This is a genomic window from Roseobacter sp. GAI101, assembly GCF_000156335.1.
Classification (GTDB): domain Bacteria; phylum Pseudomonadota; class Alphaproteobacteria; order Rhodobacterales; family Rhodobacteraceae; genus Sulfitobacter.
This window is the reverse complement of sequence record NZ_DS999213.1, coordinates 3,094,032-3,111,492: the sequence shown is the minus strand read 5'-3', so window position 1 is coordinate 3,111,492 and position 17,461 is coordinate 3,094,032. Positions and strand designations below refer to the sequence as shown.

Below are 17,461 nucleotides of genomic sequence, written 5' to 3'. Positions count from 1 at the left end.
AACGTCTTGTCTCACCCGACGATCTCCGCTGTCTCAAGCACCGCATGCAGCAACACATCCGCCCCTGCCCTGGCCCAGTCCTTCGTGATCTCTTCCGCCTCGTTATGGCTCAAACCGTCGACACAAGGGCACATCACCATCGCGGATGGTGCCACCCGGTTAATCCAGCACGCGTCATGCCCCGCCCCCGAGATGATATCCATATGCGAATACCCCAACCGCTCGGCAGCGGATCTGATGGCCGAAACGCAGCCCTCGTCAAAGGTTACAGGATCAAATCCGCCAACTTTCTCGAACGCGATCTCCAGCCCCATGTCGTCCGCGATCTTCTGCGCATCGACCCGCAACTGCGCTTCCATCTTTTCAATCACGACAAGGTCCGGCGATCTGAAATCCACTGTAAAGACGGCCTTTCCGGGAATCACATTCCGCGAATTCGGGTAAACATCTATATGCCCCGCAGCCCCCACCGCATGGGGCGCGTGGGACCATGCGATCTGGTCAACTTTTTCCAGGATCCGCGCCATGCCAAGCCCGGCATTCTTGCGCAACGGCATCGGGGTGGATCCGGTGTGCGCGTCCTTGCCTGTTACGGTGATCTGCGTCCAGGACAGGCCCTGCCCGTGGGTGACGACGCCAATATCCTTGCCTTCGGCTTCCAGTATCGGACCTTGTTCGATGTGCAGCTCAAAGAACGCATGCATCTTGCGCGCGCCGACTTGCTCTTCGCCCTGCCAGCCAATGCGCTTCAGCTCGTCTCCGAACGTCGCCCCCTTGGCGTCGGTCTTGGCATAGGCCCAATCCTGGGTATGAATGCCCGCAAACACCCCCGAAGACAGCATCGCAGGCGCAAAGCGCGTGCCTTCCTCGTTGGTCCAGTTCGTCGCGACGACCGGGTGTTTTGTCTTGATGCCCAGATCATTCATCGTGCGCAGAATTTCTAGCCCGCCCAAGACCCCCAACACGCCATCGTATTTGCCGCCGGTCGGCTGGGTGTCCAGATGCGACCCAACATAGACCGGCAGCGCATCCGGGTCCGTGCCGTCGCGCTGCGCGAACATGTTGCCCATCTGGTCCAGCCCCATGGTGCAGCCTGCATCCTCGCACCATTTCTGGAACAACGCGCGACCTTCGGCATCTTCGTCGGTCAGGGTCTGCCGGTTGTTCCCGCCCGCCACACCGGGCCCGATCTGGGCCATCTCCATCAGACTGTCCCACAAACGGTCGGGGTTGATCTTCAGGTTTTCACCGGGCGCGGCCATAGGAGGATCCTTTGTCTAAATCAATCTTGCGAAAGACGTAAAATTTTTACCATTTGGTAAATACACGATTACGTTTAGGTTGGTGTCTGTCAAGAATTGCTTTCGGAAGAATCCGCCCCGCTCTGAAAGAGTGCCGGATTTTAAGGCAACAACAAAGGAACACGCGCAGATGCCCGATGGCACACAGAAAAAACCAAGCCGCATCCAAAAGCGCAACCGCCGTGTCATCCTGGATGCCGCGCTCGAAGTATTCTCGAAGCAGGGCTATCGGGGGGCCACGCTGGACCAGATTGCAACCGAGGCCGGGCTGAGCAAACCCAACATCCTGTATTACTTTCAGGGCAAGGAAGACATTCACCTGACCCTATTGAGCCAGCTTATGGAGACATGGCTTGACCCTTTGGTCGAACTTGATCCGGACGGCGATCCGCAGACCGAAATTCTTGCCTATGTGCAGCGCAAACTGGACATGGCCCGCGACCTGCCCCGCGAAAGCCGGCTGTTTGCGGGCGAAATCCTGCAAGGCGCGCCGCGGATGGGCCCCCATCTGGAAAGCGATCTAAAGCCTCTATTTGATGAAAAATGTGCGGTTATTGCAGGCTGGATAGATGCCGGGAAAATCGCGCCGCTGGACCCGCACCACCTGATCTTTTCGATCTGGGCCGCCACGCAGCATTACGCCGATTTCGCCGCCCAAGTGTCCGTTTTGCTGGGAAAAGATGCTGACCCGCATCAAAGCGCCTCCGACCACCTAAGCGCCATGTTCGGGAAAATGCTTCGCCCCTAAAGGATTAGTTAACTAGCCTTTCAGAAAACAGATGTTTTTGATCTCCGATTAACACAGAATGATAACCAGTTACCGCGTGGTGGTGGGCGATCAAACTTTGACCTAACGGAGTAAGAAAATGGTATCCATATCATCTGTCAGCACTCTGCTGCCGCCGCAAACGCCTTTGGCACCTGCGCCAGCAGCGACCAGTGCGGCGACCCCAACGACAAGCATACCCCCGACCTCAAGTTCGTCCTCAAGCGGAAATGGCGGATCATCCACAGACAATGGTGCCGGGTCCGGCAGCGGATCATCCGGCTACGCGTCTGCCCAGGCAAATGCAGAGCGTTTGGCAATGTCGAACGCCACGGCAAAGTCCGTCGTGAACGCGAAAACTTCTATCCAGAACAAAGCGATGAACGATGACGACGCGCGCCGCTACGCGATTACTGCCATGCAGAACGCGCGTGCAGAAGCCATGGTGGATGGCATCGTCAGCGGGGACGCGCCCGCCGATCCTGAACCCAAGCTTCCGAAAGCAGAAGGCCCGCTGCCGTTGCCGACAGCGGACATTCTGATGAATTTCAAGAACACTAAAAAGGCCTGACCCGCCTTATTCTGCCGCTGTTGCTGCAGGGTTGTTAGGATGGGTCGTCCAGTTGGCATATTCTTTTTCGACAACCTTTCCCGTACGCGGATCAGTCGTGCCAGGGGCCATCGTCTCCATCGTGATGCAATTCTCGACGGGGCAGACGTTGACGCACAGGTTGCAAGCCACACACTCCGCATCAATCACCGAAAAGGTGCGATCTTCGGACATGGCAATGGCCTGGTGCGAGGTATCTTCGCAAGCCGCAAAGCAACGACCGCAGGAAATGCACAGGTCCTCGTTGATCTTCGCCTTGGCGACATAGTTCAGGTTCAGCTGGTTCCAGTCCGTCACATTCGGGACCGCGCGGCGGACCAATTGATCGACGGAAGTCATGCCCTTGTCGTCCAGATACTCAGACAATCCGCTGATCATTTCCTGAACGATTTTGAAACCATAGGTCATCACGGCGGTACAGACCTGCACGTTTCCGGCCCCAAGCGCCATAAACTCGGCTGCGTCGCGCCATGTGGTCACGCCACCAATCCCGCTGATCGGGACCTGCGACAGCCCGGGGTCGCGCGCGATCTCGGCCACCATGTTCAGCGCAATCGGTTTGACCGCCGGACCGCAATAGCCGCCATGTGCCCCTTTGCCATCAATCGTCGGCTCTGGCGCGAACAGGTCCAGATCAACCGAGGTGATGGAGTTGATCGTGTTGATCAAGCTTACCGCGTCGGCACCGCCGCGCAACGCCGCCTCGGCCGGTTTGCGGATGTCGGCAATGTTCGGCGTCAGTTTGACGATCACGGGCATCCGCGTGCTGGCCTTGACCCAGCGGGTGACCATCTCGATGTATTCCGGGACCTGGCCGACGGCCGCGCCCATGCCACGTTCGGACATGCCATGCGGACAGCCAAAGTTCAGTTCGACCCCATCGGCACCGGTTTCTTCTACCAGTGGCAGAATGTATTTCCAGGGCTCTTCTTCGCAAGGCACCATCAGTGACACGACCATCGCGCGATCAGGATAGTCGCGTTTGACCGATTTGATCTCTTGCAGGTTCTGCGCAAGCGGGCGGTCTGTGATCAATTCGATGTTGTTGAGGCCCAGCAACCGGCGATCAGCACCGTAAATCGCGCCATAGCGCGGGCCGTTCACGTTGACCACAGGCGGGTCGATGCCCAGTGTTTTCCAGACCACACCGCCCCAGCCTGCCTCGAAGGCGCGGCGCACGTTGTATTCCTTGTCGGTTGGCGGGGCCGAGGCCAGCCAGAATGGGTTCGGGCTTTTGATACCCACAAAGTCGCTTCTTAGATCCGCCATCTGCGTTCTCCCGTCGGGTAGGTTAACCCACCAATGCCATATGAATATCGATCGCCGCATCGCGCCCTTCGGCCACGGCTGTCACGGTCAGATCATCGCCACCGCTGGCGCAATCGCCCCCGGCCCAGATGCCGTCCACACTGGTGCGCCCGGTACCGTCGACCTTGATCTTGCGCCCTTCAAGCGCGGGCAGCGCGTCCCCTTCCAGCGTCTGACCGATGGCCTTGAACACCTGATCCGCGGCAAGGCGCAGCATTTGGCCGGTGCCTTTCATGTCCGCATCGACATATTCAAATTCGATCTCGCGCACCGCGCCATTTCCATGCACCGCGACAGGCACGGCATGGTTGACGATGCGCACGCCTTTCGAGGCCGCCAGATCTTGTTCGAAGACGCTTGCGTTCATCCGGTCGCGGCCCCGACGATAGACCAGCGTCACGTTCAACGCGCCCAACAGCTTGGCCTGCACAGCGGCGTCAATCGCGGTCATGCCGCCGCCGATCACGACAACGTCGCGCCCGATCGGCACCTGCGCCACATCACCGGCCTGCCGCAGGTCCGCGATGAAATCGACAGCATCCAGCACGCCGGCCTTGTTCTCACCTGTTGCGCCCAAGGCGTTTACCCCGCCCAGCCCCATGCCAAGGAACACCGCGTCATGGTCAGCCTTCAGCCCCTCAAGCGTGATGTCGGCCCCAAGAGCAGACCCGTTTTTCAGCGTGATCCCACCGATCTGCATCAGCCAATCCACCTCGGCCTGTGCGAAACCATCGGGGGTTTTATAGGCCGCGATACCATATTCATTCAGTCCGCCGGGCTTGGGCCGCGCGTCATGCACGACAACATCGTGCCCCAGCATTGCCAGACGGTGCGCGCAGGACAACCCCGCCGGACCAGCCCCCACCACGGCAACGCGCTTGCCGGTGGCTTCGCCGCGCTCGAACGGGTGCTTGCCCTGCTCTTGCAGATGGTCGGTGGCATAGCGCTGCAACTGGCCAATCTTGACCGGCTTGCCTTCGGCCTCTTCGCGCACGCAGGCCTGTTCGCACAGCTGTTCCGTCGGGCAGACCCGTGCGCACATGCCGCCCATGATGTTCTGGCTCAGGATCGTCTTGGCCGCTGCATCGGGCGTTCCAGTTGCGATCTGGCGAATGAAAAGCGGGATGTCGATATCTGTCGGACAGGCCGTGATGCATGGCGCATCATGGCAGAAATAGCACCGGTCCGCCGCCACGAGCGCGGCATGCGGATCGAGTGGCGGATGCAAATCCGAGAACTGCGCCGCATAGGCGTCGGCCTCAAGCCTGCCCGCAGATATTCCCGGTTCAAAGACTTTTTGCGACATTGATCAAACCCCTGCTGTCACTTGCTGTTGACAGAACGGTGCAACGGAATGATTTTTTTATCAACTGGTAAAATTATTTCAAATACGTGAAATTTCATGCGCAGATGCCCGCCGATCGGGCGGTACCGGGCAAAAACTCTTGATTTTGGCGCAACTGCTGGCATTATTTAGTGTGCAACGCGTAAGAATTTCGACCTCTACGGCTTTGGGCCACGGTACGATCAAGTTCTGACCGGGCCACGCTGCCGCATAATGTGGGCAGCCCAAAGACAGGAGAAACGGGGCATGGCCACTGGCACCGTAAAATGGTTCAACACGACAAAAGGATATGGCTTTATCGCGCCTGACGGCGGCGGCAAGGACATTTTCGTTCACATCTCTGCCGTTGAACGCGCAGGCCTGACAGGTCTGGCTGACAACCAGAAAGTGACCTTCGATATCGAAGCGGGCCGCGATGGCCGCGAATCTGCGGGCAACATCGCGCTGGCCTGACGGCCTTTCAAATCAACTAGGAATTCGGGCACTTCGGTGCCCGTTTTTTAATCGGCTTTGATCTCTGCAATCAGATCAAGCACCTTGGGGCCCATGGCAGTGACAATTTTGGCCACCCCCTGCTTGTTCGGGTGCACCCCGTCCGGCTGAAAGAATTCCTGAACCTCTGACAACGGCGGCAACGCGCCATCCACGGACAGACCCGCGAAAAAGCTGGGCAGAAACTCGGTGCCGTACTGGTCTGCCAATTCAGGATAAATCGCGTCAAACGACATTTTGTATGCGGGGCCGTAATTGCCCGGCGCGTTCATCCCGACCAGCAACACCTCGACTTGCGCTTCCTGCGCCGCTTCCAAGATCCCGTCGATATTGGCCCGGCTGACCGCAGGGTCCAGCCCGCGCAGCAGGTCATTGCCGCCAAGAGCGACAATCATCGCATCCACATCCGGCGTCATGGTCCAGGCCACGCGTGAAAGTCCGCCTGCCGTGGTATCCCCCGACACGCCCGCATTGATCAGCTGCACATCGGCCCCGTTCTGGTCCAGCCAGCTTTGCAACTGCGGCACAAGCCCGTCTTCGGCAGGCAGCCCGTAGCCCTGCGTCAGACTGTCGCCCAATGCTGCTATAACAAGAGGCTCCGCCGCTGCGGGACCCGATAAAACAAGAACAATCCCGGTCATTACCTTGCGCATCATCGTGAATACTCCATATCCAACAGGGTCCATATATCAAAAGGCAGCCCCATGACCGACCCGGTGTTCCAACTTCAAGATGCGTCCCTGAAACTGAATGGCAATGCCGGACAGGTCGAAATCCTACATGGGATCACGTTGAACGTTGCACAAGGCGAAACCGTTGCCTTTACCGGGCCGTCAGGATCGGGCAAGTCGTCGCTGCTGATGGTCATGGGCGGACTTGAGAAAGCCACAGGCGGCACCGTGCGCGCCCTTGGCGAAGACCTGACCGCGATGACCGAAGACGGTCTGGCCAAATTCCGGCGCGGGCGTATGGGCATCGTCTTCCAGTCGTTCCACCTGATCCCCACGATGACCGCGCTTGAAAACGTCGCCACTCCGCTGGAATTGAACGGCGTCGCGGATGCATTTGACCGCGCAGAGGCAGAGCTCTACGCCGTAGGCCTTGGCCACCGCCTGAATCATTATCCCGCACAGATGTCGGGGGGCGAACAGCAACGCGTCGCCCTTGCACGGGCATCGGCCCCGCGCCCTGCAATCTTGCTGGCTGATGAACCGACCGGAAATCTGGACAGTACGAACGGTGCCGCGATCATGGAACTGTTGTTTGATTTGCGAGAACAGCATGGCGCAACGCTGGTACTGGTCACCCACGCCGATGATCTGGCCGCGCGCTGTGATCGGGTCGTGACCCTGACGGATGGGCGCATCGTATGAGCCTGAAATTAGCGAGCCGTTTTGCCCGCCGCGAAATGCGCGGCGGATTGCGGGGCTTTTGGCTGTTTCTGGCCTGCCTCGCCCTTGGGGTCGCGGCGATTGCTGCAGTCGGTTCCGTGCGCTCAGCCATCGAAGGCGGGTTGCAGCGCGAAGGCGCGGCCCTGCTGGGGGGCGCTGCCGAGCTTGATTTCACCTACCGTTTTGCGACGCAGGAAGAACGCGCCTGGATTGACGCCCAAGCAACAGACGTGTCCGAGATCGTCGAATTCAGGTCGATGGCCGTGGTCGGGGACGGCGCTGCAGCCGATCGTGCGCTGACCCAAATCAAAGGTGTCGATGACCTGTATCCCTTGGTCGGAACCATGGCGTTGGACCTTGAAATGCCGCTGGATCAAGCCCTTGCCACGTCGGACGGCCTGCCCGGCGCAGTGATGGAGCGTGCCTTGTCCGACCGTCTTGGCCTGTCCCCCGGCGATGTCTTCAAGCTGGGCACCAAGGAATTCCGCCTGACCGCGCTGATCCTGCGCGAACCCGACAGTGCCGCCAGCGGCTTTGCCCTTGGGCCGCGCACTTTGTTGCACACCGACAGCCTTGAAGGGGCGGGTCTGCTGGCCCCCGGTACGCTTTACAATTCAAAATACCGTCTGGTTCTGCCGCCGGACACCGACCTTGACCAGTTGAAAGCCGCCGCCCAGACCCGTTTCGAGAACAGCGGTATGCGGTGGACCGATGCGCGCAACGGTGCCCCCGGCGTGTCGCGTTTCGTCGAACGGCTTAGCGCGTTTCTGGTGCTGGTCGGTCTGTCCGGTCTGGCCGTGGGTGGGGTCGGCGTGTCGGCGGCGGTGCGGTCGTATTTGAACGGCAAGACCGAAGTCATCGCGACCCTGCGCGCCCTTGGTGCAGACCGCGCGACGATCTTTCAGACCTATTTTATCCAGATCGGCCTGTTGTCACTTCTCGGAGTATTCATCGGTGTGGTCCTGGGTGCAATCGCCCCGCTGGTGTTCGCGCCGCTGATCTCGGCTCGCCTGCCGATACCTGCCGCCTTCGCGATCTATCCCGGACCTTTGTTCGAGGCGGCGATTTACGGATTGCTGACGGCCTTTGCCTTTACGCTGTGGCCGCTGGCACGCAGTGAGAACATCCGCGCCGCGACCCTGTTTCGTGATGCATGGGACGGAGCTGCGCGGTTCCCGGCACCGCGCTACATCGCTGTGATTGCGCTGACGGTCGCGCTGTTGATCGGGCTGGCAGGCTGGTTCAACGGCAGTTGGAGACTGACCTTGTGGACGCTGGGCGGCATCGCCGGTGCCTTGCTGATCCTGACCCTTGCCGCCGCGCTTGTCCGCTGGCTTGCTCAGCGCGCTTCACTTCTGGCGCGCGGGCGTCCTCGGGTCCGGTGGGCGCTGACCGCGATTGGCGGCAATGGCGAAGGGGCCAGCGCCGTAGTGTTGTCGCTGGGGCTTGGGTTGTCGGTGCTGGCGGCTGTCGGTCAGATCGACGGCAATCTGCGGCAGGCGATTTCGGGCAACCTGCCTGCGGTGGCCCCGTCCTATTTCTTTGTCGACATCCAGAAAGACCAGATCGACGGCTACACCAAGCGGCTGACGGACGATCCCGCCGTGCAGCGCATTGATTCCGCCCCCATGCTGCGCGGGGTTGTCACCGAAATCAACGGCCGTCCGGCCAAGGATGTCGCAGGCGATCACTGGGTCGTGCGGGGTGATCGTGGCGTGACCTATGCCGCCACCCCCGGCGACGATGCGATCATCACCGCCGGTGAATGGTGGGCCGCCGATTATGACGGCCCGCCCCTCATCAGCTTTGCCGCCGAAGAGGCCGAGGAAATCGGGCTGGTGCTGGGCGATACCCTGACTATCAACGTGCTGGGTCGCGACATCACCGGGACCATTGCCAGCTTTCAGGAGGTAGACTTCTCCACCGCCGGAATTGGCTTCATCCTGACGATGAACCCCTCCGCGCTCAGTGGCGCGCCGCATACGTTCATTTCGACCGTATATGCGGACGCCGATGCCGAAGCCGCCATTCTGCGCGATCTTGCCACGGCATATCCCAACATCACCGCAATCCGCGTGCGGGATGCAATCGACCGCGTCGCAGGGGTGCTAAGTGGGCTGGCCGCTGCGGTATCCTACGGGGCGGCGGCGACGTTGCTGACGGGTTTTTTGGTCCTGATCGGCGCGGCGGCGGCAGGGGCCGATGCGCGCCGCTACGAGGCTGCCTTGCTCAAGACACTCGGGGCCTCGCGCAGGGCCATCGCCACCAGCTTTCTATTGCGGGCAGCGCTTTTGGGCCTGTTCGCAGGGGCAGTTGCCCTGCTTGCAGGGATCCTGGGCGGTTGGGCGGTCAGCCGCTTCGTGATGGAAACCAGCTTTGGCATCGTGTGGCCATCGGCTATTGTGATTATCGTCGGCGGCGCTGTGGCGTCGGTATTGGCGTCTCTCGGCTTTGCCGTCAAAGCGTTGAACGCCAGACCTGCCCAGGTGCTGCGCGCCCGGGAATAAGGCCCGACATTCCAGCCTGAAAGGAACACAACACCATGACAGAAACCCTGCCCGCCCCGCTGCCGCCAGCGCTGACCAAAGCACAGCAGGCCCATGTCATCAACATCTTGCGCCGCGCCGCACGGGCCGAGGTGATGCCGCGGTTCCGCAATCTGGCCGCGTCCGACATCAACATAAAATCCGGCCCGAATGATCTGGTGACAGCCGCCGATCTGGCTGCCGAAGCGATGATCACCCGTGCCCTGCGCCACTTGTTCCCGACGGCCCTGATCGTCGGCGAAGAGGCTGTCGCCGCTGATCCGTCGCTGCCCGACAAGATCGGCGATGCGCCTTTGGCCTTCCTGATCGATCCGGTGGATGGCACGTGGAATTTTGCAAACGGGCTGACGGTTTTCGGGATGATCCTTTGTGTCACCCGCTATGGCAAGCCCGCCTTCGGCGTGATCTATGACCCGGTGATTGATGACTGGGTGGTGGCCGACAGCGCTGGCCCGGCACGCCTTGAGAGCCCATTGAAAGCGCCGCGCGATCTGCGCGTCAGCATGGGAAAACCGATTGAAGAGATGACCGGTTTTGTCCCGCTGGGCGTGTTAAGGATGGACATGCGCGTCAAACTGGCCGCGACACTGCCAAGCTTTGGACGGGCAAATTCACTGCGTTGTTCGGCCCATGAATACCGGACGGTTGCACAGGGCAACGCCGATTTCGTGCTTAGCGGGTCAACGCATCCTTGGGACCACGCGGCAGGGGCGCTGATCTGTGCGCAAGCCGGCGGACATGTCGAGATGCTGTCGGGTGGCCCGTATGATGCCACATTGAAAAGCGGCTATCTGCTGGCCGCGCCGGACAAGACAACGTGGAACCGGCTGAGGAAAGTGTTCAGTTTCCTGGTCGAATGAAACGCGCGCAGGTTTCCCCGCGCGCGTGAATTTACTCTGCCGCCTCGGCATAATCCGACATTGGAGGGCATGTGCAGATCAGGTTGCGATCGCCATGCACATTGTCCACCCGATTGACCGGCGGCCAGTATTTATCCACCCGGAACGCACCGGGAGGGAAGCAGCCCTGTTCGCGGCTATAGGGGCGGTCCCAATCGCCAACCAGGTCTTCGACCGTGTGCGGCGCGTTTTTCAATGCGTTGTTCTCGCGCGGCATATCGCCGTTTTCGATCGCGCGAATTTCTTCGCGGATTGCCCACATCGCATCGCAAAAACGGTCCAGCTCGGCCTTTGTTTCTGATTCAGTGGGTTCGACCATCAGCGTGCCCGCGACAGGAAAGCTCATCGTGGGGGCGTGGAACCCTGCGTCGATCAGGCGCTTGGCGATGTCATCGACGGTAACGCCTGCGCTGTCATCAAACGGACGTACATCAAAGATACATTCATGCGCGACGCGCCCCGTTGGCCCTTTGTACAGCACATCAAAGGCCCCTTCGAGCCGCTTTGCGATGTAGTTGGCGTTCAGGATCGCAACCCGCGTGGCTTGCGTCAGCCCGTCACCGCCCATCATCAGGCAATAGGACCACGAGATCGGCAGCAAGGACGGCGACCCGTAAGGGGCCGCTGACACCGCACCTTCGCCGCCATTCGGATGGCCCGGCACATGGGGGATCAGATGCGCCTTGACGCCGATCGGGCCCATGCCGGGGCCACCGCCGCCGTGCGGAATGCAGAACGTCTTGTGCAGGTTCAGGTGGCTCACGTCGCCGCCCACATCGCCGGGCCGGGCAAGCCCGACCATCGCGTTCATGTTCGCCCCGTCAATATAGACCTGACCGCCGTGTTCATGCGTGATGCGGGTCACATCGGTCACGGTTTCCTCGAACACGCCGTGGGTGGACGGATAGGTGATCATGCAACCGGCCAGATTCTCGCTGTGCTTTTCAGCCTTTTCGCGGAAGTCCTCCAGATCGATATCACCGTTGGCGGCGGTTTTGATCACGACGACCTTCCAGCCGACCATATTGGCGCTCGCGGGGTTGGTACCATGCGCCGACATCGGGATCAGACAGATGTTTCGGTGCTCGTCGCCATTAGCGCGGTGATAGGCGGCAATCGCCAGCAAGCCGGCATATTCCCCCTGAGCGCCCGAGTTTGGCTGCATCGAAATCGCATCATAGCCGGTGATATCGCACAGCTTGGCCGACAGGTCGTCGATCATATGCTTGTATCCAAGCGCCTGATCCTCGGGCACGAACGGATGGATCATCGAGAACTCGCGCCAGCTGACCGGCATCATTTCCGCAGCCGAGTTCAGCTTCATCGTGCAGGACCCAAGCGGGATCATTGCGCGGTCCAACGCCAGATCGCGGTCGGCAAGACGGCGCATATAGCGCATCATCTCGGTTTCGGCGCGGTTCATGTGAAAGATCGGGTGCGTCAGATACTGGCTCTCGCGCAGCATTTCCTCGGGGAAACGGTATTGCGCTTCGAACGTCTCGTCGCTTTTGACGATGCCGAACGCACGCCAGACGGCCTCGATCGTGGCAGGCACGCTGCGCTCGTCCATTGTGATCCCGACGCGGGTTTCACCGACGCGGCGCAGGTTAATGCCCTCATCCACTGCGGATTTCATGACAGCCGCCTGCAACGGGCCAACGTCCACGGTGATCGTGTCAAAGAACGCCTTTGGGTCGACCTTGAACCCGGCTTCCTCCAACCCGTTCGCCAGCCGCACCGCCTTGCGATGGATGCGTTGCGCGATTGCCTTCAGACCCTCGGGCCCGTGAAAGACCGCATACATCGACGCCATCACGGCCAGCAGTGCCTGCGCCGTACAGACGTTCGACGTGGCCTTCTCGCGGCGGATGTGCTGCTCGCGGGTTTGCAGGGACAGGCGGTAGGCGCGGTTGCCATGGGCGTCAATAGATACGCCCACAATCCGCCCCGGCATCGCGCGTTTGTAGGCATCCTTGCAGGCCATGTAAGCGGCGTGCGGGCCGCCATACCCTTCGGGCACGCCAAACCGCTGGGTCGATCCAACGGCGATGTCCGCCCCCATGGCACCGGGCTCTTTCAACAAGGTTAGCGCCATCGGGTCAGCCGTCACGACACCCAAAGCACCAGCGTCGTGCAGCGCCGCGATGTGTGACGTGAAGTCACGCACATGGCCGTAGGTGCCGGGATATTGGAACAGCGCACCGAATACCGCACTGGCATCCATCTTGTCAGGGTCCCCGATGATCACCTCGATCCCCAAAGGGGCCGCGCGGGTCTGGATCACCGCGATGTTCTGGGGGTGGCAATCACGGTCAACGAAAAACGCCTTGGCCTTGGACTTGGCAACGCGCATCGACATGGTCATCGCTTCGGCGCAGGCGGTCGCCTCGTCCAGCAAGGACGCATTGGCGACCTCAAGCCCGGTCAAATCACTGATCATGGTCTGGAAATTCAAAAGCGCCTCAAGACGCCCCTGGCTGATCTCGGGTTGGTAGGGCGTATAGGCAGTGTACCATGCGGGGTTCTCAAGAATATTGCGCTGGATCGCGGGCGGCGTCACCGTCCCGTGATAGCCCTGCCCGATCAGGGATGTCAGAACCTTGTTCTTGCCTGCGACGACGCGCATGTGCTCCAGCACCTCGCGCTCGGACATCGGCTTGCCGAAAGCCAACGGGTCCTTTTGCCGGATGTTCGCAGGCATCGTATCATCGATCAACGCCGCAAGGCTTTGCGCCCCGACAGTCTTAAGCATGTCCGACATTTCCGCCGGAGACGGACCGATATGTCTGCGGTTGGCAAAATCATACGGCAAATATTCGGTTGGCTTGAAAACCATGGCGCAACGCCCCTCTTCCAAATGGTCTAAAATCCCCGCCGGAGGCTCCGACGGGGCTGTTCGGTTTACCCGATGAACTTGAGATATGCGGCTTCATCCATGAATTCGTCCATCTGGCTCGGGTCCGATGCCTTCATCTTGAAAAACCACGCCTCGCCCTGCGGATCGTCGTTCACCATGGCGGGGGAATCGGTCAGCGCGCTGTTCACCTCGATGATCTCGCCATCGATAGGGGCAAGGATGTCGGACGCTGCCTTGACGGATTCGATCACCACGACCTCGTCATCCTTGCTCACGACCGTCCCTTCGGACGGCAGTTCGACAAAGACGACATCGCCCAACTGTTCGGCGGCGTGGGTGGTAATGCCAACGGTGATTTCATCACCCTCGACGCGCAGCCATTCATGTTCTTCAGTAAATTTCATCGGTTCGTCCCTCGTTGATTATCGTTTGAAATTCGCCGCCACAAAGGGCAGCTTGGCCACATGTACGGGCAATCTCTTGCCGCGCACATCGCCCCACAGCGCGGTATCCACCCCGGCATATTCATCACTGACATAGCCCATGGCAACAGGCCCGCCGACAGTCGGCCCAAAGCTGCCCGAGGTCACCGCCCCGACAAGCCGCCCACCCTCTTCGGCATCATAAAGCTGCGTGCCCTCGCGCATCGGCGCGCGGCCCTGCGGTGCCAGCCCGACACGCTTTTGCGTCACGCCATTCTCGAATGCGGCCTGCACGACCTCCGACCCCGGATAGCCGCCTGCGCGGTCGCCACCGGCGCGGCGCACCTTCTGGATCGCCCAGGTCAGACTTGCCTCGACAGGGTTGGTCTGCGCGTCGATGTCATTGCCGTACAGACACAGCCCGGCCTCCAGGCGCAGGGAATCCCGTGCGCCAAGGCCGATCGGCTCGACCCCGTCAATCGCGAGCAAGCGGCGCGCCAGTGCTTCCGCATCCGCATCGGGCACCGAGATCTCGAAGCCGTCTTCGCCGGTATAGCCGGACCGTGATACCCATGCCTCGATCCCGTCCAGGTTCAATGTGCGGAAATCCATGAACCGCATGTCTGCCGCTGCCGGATCAAGGGCGGCCAATGCCGCCTCGGCCGCTGGCCCTTGCAACGCGATCAAGGCGCGATCGGTGATCGGCGTAACCGTGACATCGGGTTCAAGCGCTGATTTCATCCGCGCGATGTCCGCGCCTTTGCACGCCGCATTCACAACCACGAACAGGGCGTCACCGCGCCGCGCGAACATCAGGTCATCCTCGATCCCGCCTGCATCGTTGGTGAACAACCCATAGCGCTGCCGCCCGTCGCCCAGCCCCAGCACATCCATCGGCACAAGCGTCTCGAACGCCGTCGCGACCGCATCCCAGGATGCGCCGGTCAGCATGACCTGCCCCATGTGGCTGACATCGAACAGACCGGCATGGGCACGGGTGTGCAGGTGTTCCTTCATCACCCCCATCGGATACTGCACGGGCATCGAATACCCGGCAAAGGGCACCATCTTGCCGCCCAGTTCCAGATGCAGATCGTATAGCGGGGTTTGGTGCAAATCACTCATGGTCGCAGGCTCTCTTTTCATATCCAGAAGGCCTTGGACCAAACTGGCATTCAGCAGGCCGCAGGAATGCGACCAACAAAATGCCCCCTCTGTCCTTTCGCCTGAGATCGTTATCCCTTCGGCGGGTGCATGTGGCACCACTCTCCAGAGTGTTTCGGTCCCGCAACGGTCCATTTGCCTGAGAGTTTCCGGGGCGGTTGCTCCTTCGGCACTGGGTGGTCCCAGTTCTCCCGTTACGGTGGCTATTGCTATGCCGGATGATGGCGCAGCGTCAAGTATCGTCGCGCAGATACGGTCATTTGTTTTTCAGAATGCCGACAGTTTGGGCAGTCCGCGCTGCCCGATGGACATCGCAGGCATCATCGGCGAAAAAGACTGCCATGACACCTTATTTTTTCGGCTATGGCAGCCTCGTGAACCGCAACACCCATACCTATCCCAATGCACGCAGGGCCCAGCTACAGGGCTGGCGGCGGGTCTGGGTGCGGACAGCCCGGCGTGACGTGGTTTTCCTGAGCGTGGAACCCGACCCGCAGACGACCGTCGAAGGTCTGATCGCTGCCGTGCCCGGTGCCGACTGGGACGCCCTTGATGCGCGGGAATTCGGATATGACCGGATCAGCTCAGGCGGTGCCGTGGCGCATGACGTCCTGCCCGCCCCCGATATGGCGCATTATTCCATTGCGCCCCGACACCGCCAACCGGGCGGAGATCACGCCATCCTTCTCAGCTATCTTGATGTGGTGGTTCAGGGGTTTCTGCGCGAATACGGGACCGAAGGCGTCACGCGGTTTTTCGACACCACGCATGGCTGGGACACGCCGGTGCTGAACGACCGCGCGGCCCCCGCCTACCCAAGGCACCAGACCTTGACCCCACAGGAAAAAGCGCTGGTCGACGACAACCTCGACCGGCTAGCGGCGCAGGTGCAGTAGCGCCATCAACCGGCCCTCGCGGCCAAAGATATCAGGCCCAGTCCCCTTTGGCCGCCCGCCTTGCGCGATCATGCGGTGGGCCAGCACCCAGGCAAGCGCGCCAAACAGCACCCCCGCTGCCGCTTGACCCACCAGCACCCCCGGCGCGCCGAACAAAAGACTGCCCAGCCACACCAGCGGGATCATCCCGACGGTGTTTCGGCCCCAGTTGGTGACGGTGGAATAATACGGATGGCCCATGTTGTTGAACGCCGCGTTCGACACGAAAAGCACCCCGTTAAAGAAAAACGCCAGTGACAGCGGACCGCAGAACAAAAAGATCAGCGTCAAAGAGATACCGCTCGCGTCGAACAGGGCCGCCAATGGTCCGCGCGTCAGAAACAAAAGCGCCGAGATCGACACGATCACCAGCGCGGCAAACAGTATGCCCGCGTTATACGTCCGCTTCACGCGCCCCAAATCACCGGCCCCAAAATTCTGCCCGATGATCGGCCCCACGGCCCCCGACAACGCAAAGATCACCGCAAAGGCCACCGGCATCATGCGGCTGACAATCGCCATTCCCGCAACGGCATCCTCGCCATAAGCCGCCATGGCGCGCGTGACATAGGCCTGGCCCACGGGGGTCGCGACCTGTGTCAGGATCGCGGGCACCGCAATTGCAAGCACTGGGAAAAGATCGCGCCACATGCCGCCCAGCTTGGGCCGCGCAATCCCGCCATAATGACGCACGATGGGCATAAGCGCGGTATAGGCAATCACCACCCGCGCCACAAAGGACGCCAAAGCGGCCCCGGTCAGATCAAGATCAAGGCCAAAGATCAGGATCGGATCAAGGATCGCATTCACGATCCCGCCCGCAATGGTCGCCATCATCGCACGGCGCGCGTCTCCGTGGGCGCGCAGGATCGCACTGCCCATCATCCCCAGCATCAGAAAAGGCACCGACGGCACGACGATTTGCAAAAAATGCACCGCCAACGCTGCCGTCTCGCCCTGCGCGCCGACCAGATGCACCAGCGGATCAAGCGCCAGAAACACCAACACCGCAAACACGATCCCGAAGATCGCGCCGTAACACAGCGCATGGGTCGTCCGCTCGCGCGCCAACGTCATGTCACCCTGCCCCAAGGCCCGCGCGACCAAGGCCCCCGCCGCGATCCCCAAGCCGATCCCGAAAGACGTTGTGAAAAACAAAATCGCGCCGGCATAGCCCACGGCTGCAGCCAGTTCCGCCTTGCCCAGCATGGATATGAAAATCATGTCGACGAAATCGACCAGAAAAACCGCAACCAGCCCCACGGACGCCAACAACGACATCGTCGCCACATGACCGAACAGGTTGCCCGACAAAAATTTGGCGCGCCCATCAGCCATGATGAACGCGCCTTTTGTTGTCTTCCTCCGGCTTCATTTTGCCAGATAAACTCTCGCCGAAGGCTCCCGAACTTGCGTCCCGGTGCC

At 60.8% G+C, this 17,461-nt stretch carries 15 protein-coding genes and 1 riboswitch; of the genes, 7 read left to right on the top strand and 8 right to left on the bottom strand.

Going from position 1 to position 17,461, the window contains the following annotated elements:
* Positions 1-11 precede the first annotated feature (11 nt).
* Positions 12-1,262, bottom strand: coding sequence for a Zn-dependent hydrolase (locus RGAI101_RS14530; RefSeq protein ID WP_008225629.1), 1,251 nt, complete (start codon positions 1,260-1,262; stop codon positions 12-14).
* Between the two features lie 169 nt (positions 1,263-1,431).
* On the opposite strand from RGAI101_RS14530, the gene RGAI101_RS14525 reads away from it, so the two are divergent.
* Both RGAI101_RS14525 and RGAI101_RS21935 read left to right on the top strand, forming a co-directional pair.
* A complete protein-coding gene (locus RGAI101_RS14525; RefSeq protein ID WP_037228392.1) occupies positions 1,432-2,049 on the top strand; it encodes a TetR family transcriptional regulator C-terminal domain-containing protein in 618 nt (205 codons plus the stop codon).
* Between the two features lie 118 nt (positions 2,050-2,167).
* Positions 2,168-2,638 carry a hypothetical protein gene (locus RGAI101_RS21935; RefSeq protein ID WP_157044688.1) on the top strand — a complete coding sequence of 157 codons (471 nt, stop codon included), beginning with the start codon at positions 2,168-2,170 and terminating at the stop codon, positions 2,636-2,638.
* Positions 2,639-2,644: 6 nt separating this feature from the next.
* Here RGAI101_RS21935 and preA read toward each other — a convergent pair whose 3' ends face one another.
* Positions 2,645-3,946 (bottom strand): NAD-dependent dihydropyrimidine dehydrogenase subunit PreA, encoded by a 1,302-nt coding sequence (preA, locus tag RGAI101_RS14515; protein WP_037228390.1) that lies wholly within the window; start codon positions 3,944-3,946, stop codon positions 2,645-2,647.
* 22 nt (positions 3,947-3,968) lie between these two features.
* Complete coding sequence (locus tag RGAI101_RS14510) at positions 3,969-5,291, bottom strand: NAD(P)-dependent oxidoreductase (RefSeq protein WP_008224944.1); 1,323 nt, start codon at positions 5,289-5,291, stop codon at positions 3,969-3,971.
* A 285-nt stretch (positions 5,292-5,576) separates the two neighbouring features.
* Here RGAI101_RS14510 and RGAI101_RS14505 point away from each other — a divergent pair, with 285 nt between their 5' ends.
* Entirely contained in the window at positions 5,577-5,783 is a 207-nt protein-coding gene (locus tag RGAI101_RS14505; protein ID WP_008227897.1) for a cold-shock protein, read from the top strand.
* A 47-nt stretch (positions 5,784-5,830) separates the two neighbouring features.
* On the opposite strand, the gene RGAI101_RS14500 is transcribed toward RGAI101_RS14505, so the two are convergent.
* Positions 5,831-6,478 carry an arylesterase gene (locus tag RGAI101_RS14500; protein ID WP_008227660.1) on the bottom strand — a complete coding sequence of 216 codons (648 nt, stop codon included), beginning with the start codon at positions 6,476-6,478 and terminating at the stop codon, positions 5,831-5,833.
* Positions 6,479-6,526: 48 nt separating this feature from the next.
* Here RGAI101_RS14500 and RGAI101_RS14495 point away from each other — a divergent pair, with 48 nt between their 5' ends.
* Genes RGAI101_RS14495 through RGAI101_RS14485 form a run of 3 tightly spaced genes read left to right on the top strand, consistent with a single transcriptional unit; the run spans position 6,527 to position 10,619 of the window.
* On the top strand, positions 6,527-7,195 hold the full coding sequence (locus tag RGAI101_RS14495) for an ABC transporter ATP-binding protein (protein WP_008225972.1): 669 nt from the start codon (positions 6,527-6,529) through the stop codon (positions 7,193-7,195).
* The gene (locus tag RGAI101_RS14490) at positions 7,192-9,720 is read left to right on the top strand and encodes an ABC transporter permease (protein WP_008225451.1); all 2,529 of its coding nucleotides are present in this window, start codon (positions 7,192-7,194) and stop codon (positions 9,718-9,720) included. The genes RGAI101_RS14495 and RGAI101_RS14490 overlap by 4 nt, the downstream gene beginning before the upstream one ends.
* A gap of 35 nt (positions 9,721-9,755) precedes the next feature.
* Complete coding sequence (locus tag RGAI101_RS14485) at positions 9,756-10,619, top strand: inositol monophosphatase family protein (RefSeq protein WP_008225419.1); 864 nt, start codon at positions 9,756-9,758, stop codon at positions 10,617-10,619.
* Between the two features lie 31 nt (positions 10,620-10,650).
* Here RGAI101_RS14485 and gcvP read toward each other — a convergent pair whose 3' ends face one another.
* The 3 genes from gcvP to gcvT form a co-directional block, all read right to left on the bottom strand.
* Positions 10,651-13,494 (bottom strand): aminomethyl-transferring glycine dehydrogenase, encoded by a 2,844-nt coding sequence (gene gcvP / locus RGAI101_RS14480; RefSeq protein ID WP_008228394.1) that lies wholly within the window; start codon positions 13,492-13,494, stop codon positions 10,651-10,653.
* A gap of 65 nt (positions 13,495-13,559) precedes the next feature.
* On the bottom strand, positions 13,560-13,919 hold the full coding sequence (gcvH, locus tag RGAI101_RS14475) for a glycine cleavage system protein GcvH (protein ID WP_008225285.1): 360 nt from the start codon (positions 13,917-13,919) through the stop codon (positions 13,560-13,562).
* Between the two features lie 18 nt (positions 13,920-13,937).
* Positions 13,938-15,062, bottom strand: coding sequence for a glycine cleavage system aminomethyltransferase GcvT (gene gcvT, locus RGAI101_RS14470; RefSeq protein ID WP_037228385.1), 1,125 nt, complete (start codon positions 15,060-15,062; stop codon positions 13,938-13,940).
* A gap of 156 nt (positions 15,063-15,218) precedes the next feature.
* A riboswitch (glycine riboswitch) is annotated at positions 15,219-15,305 on the bottom strand.
* Between the two features lie 137 nt (positions 15,306-15,442).
* Between gcvT and RGAI101_RS14465 the strand changes: the two genes are divergently transcribed.
* Entirely contained in the window at positions 15,443-15,997 is a 555-nt protein-coding gene (locus tag RGAI101_RS14465; protein WP_037228382.1) for a gamma-glutamylcyclotransferase family protein, read from the top strand.
* Here RGAI101_RS14465 and RGAI101_RS14460 read toward each other — a convergent pair.
* On the bottom strand, positions 15,977-17,374 hold the full coding sequence (locus tag RGAI101_RS14460; RefSeq protein ID WP_008226974.1) for an MATE family efflux transporter: 1,398 nt from the start codon (positions 17,372-17,374) through the stop codon (positions 15,977-15,979). The two genes, RGAI101_RS14465 and RGAI101_RS14460, sit on opposite strands and share 21 nt — an antisense overlap.
* Positions 17,375-17,461: the final 87 nt, after the last annotated feature.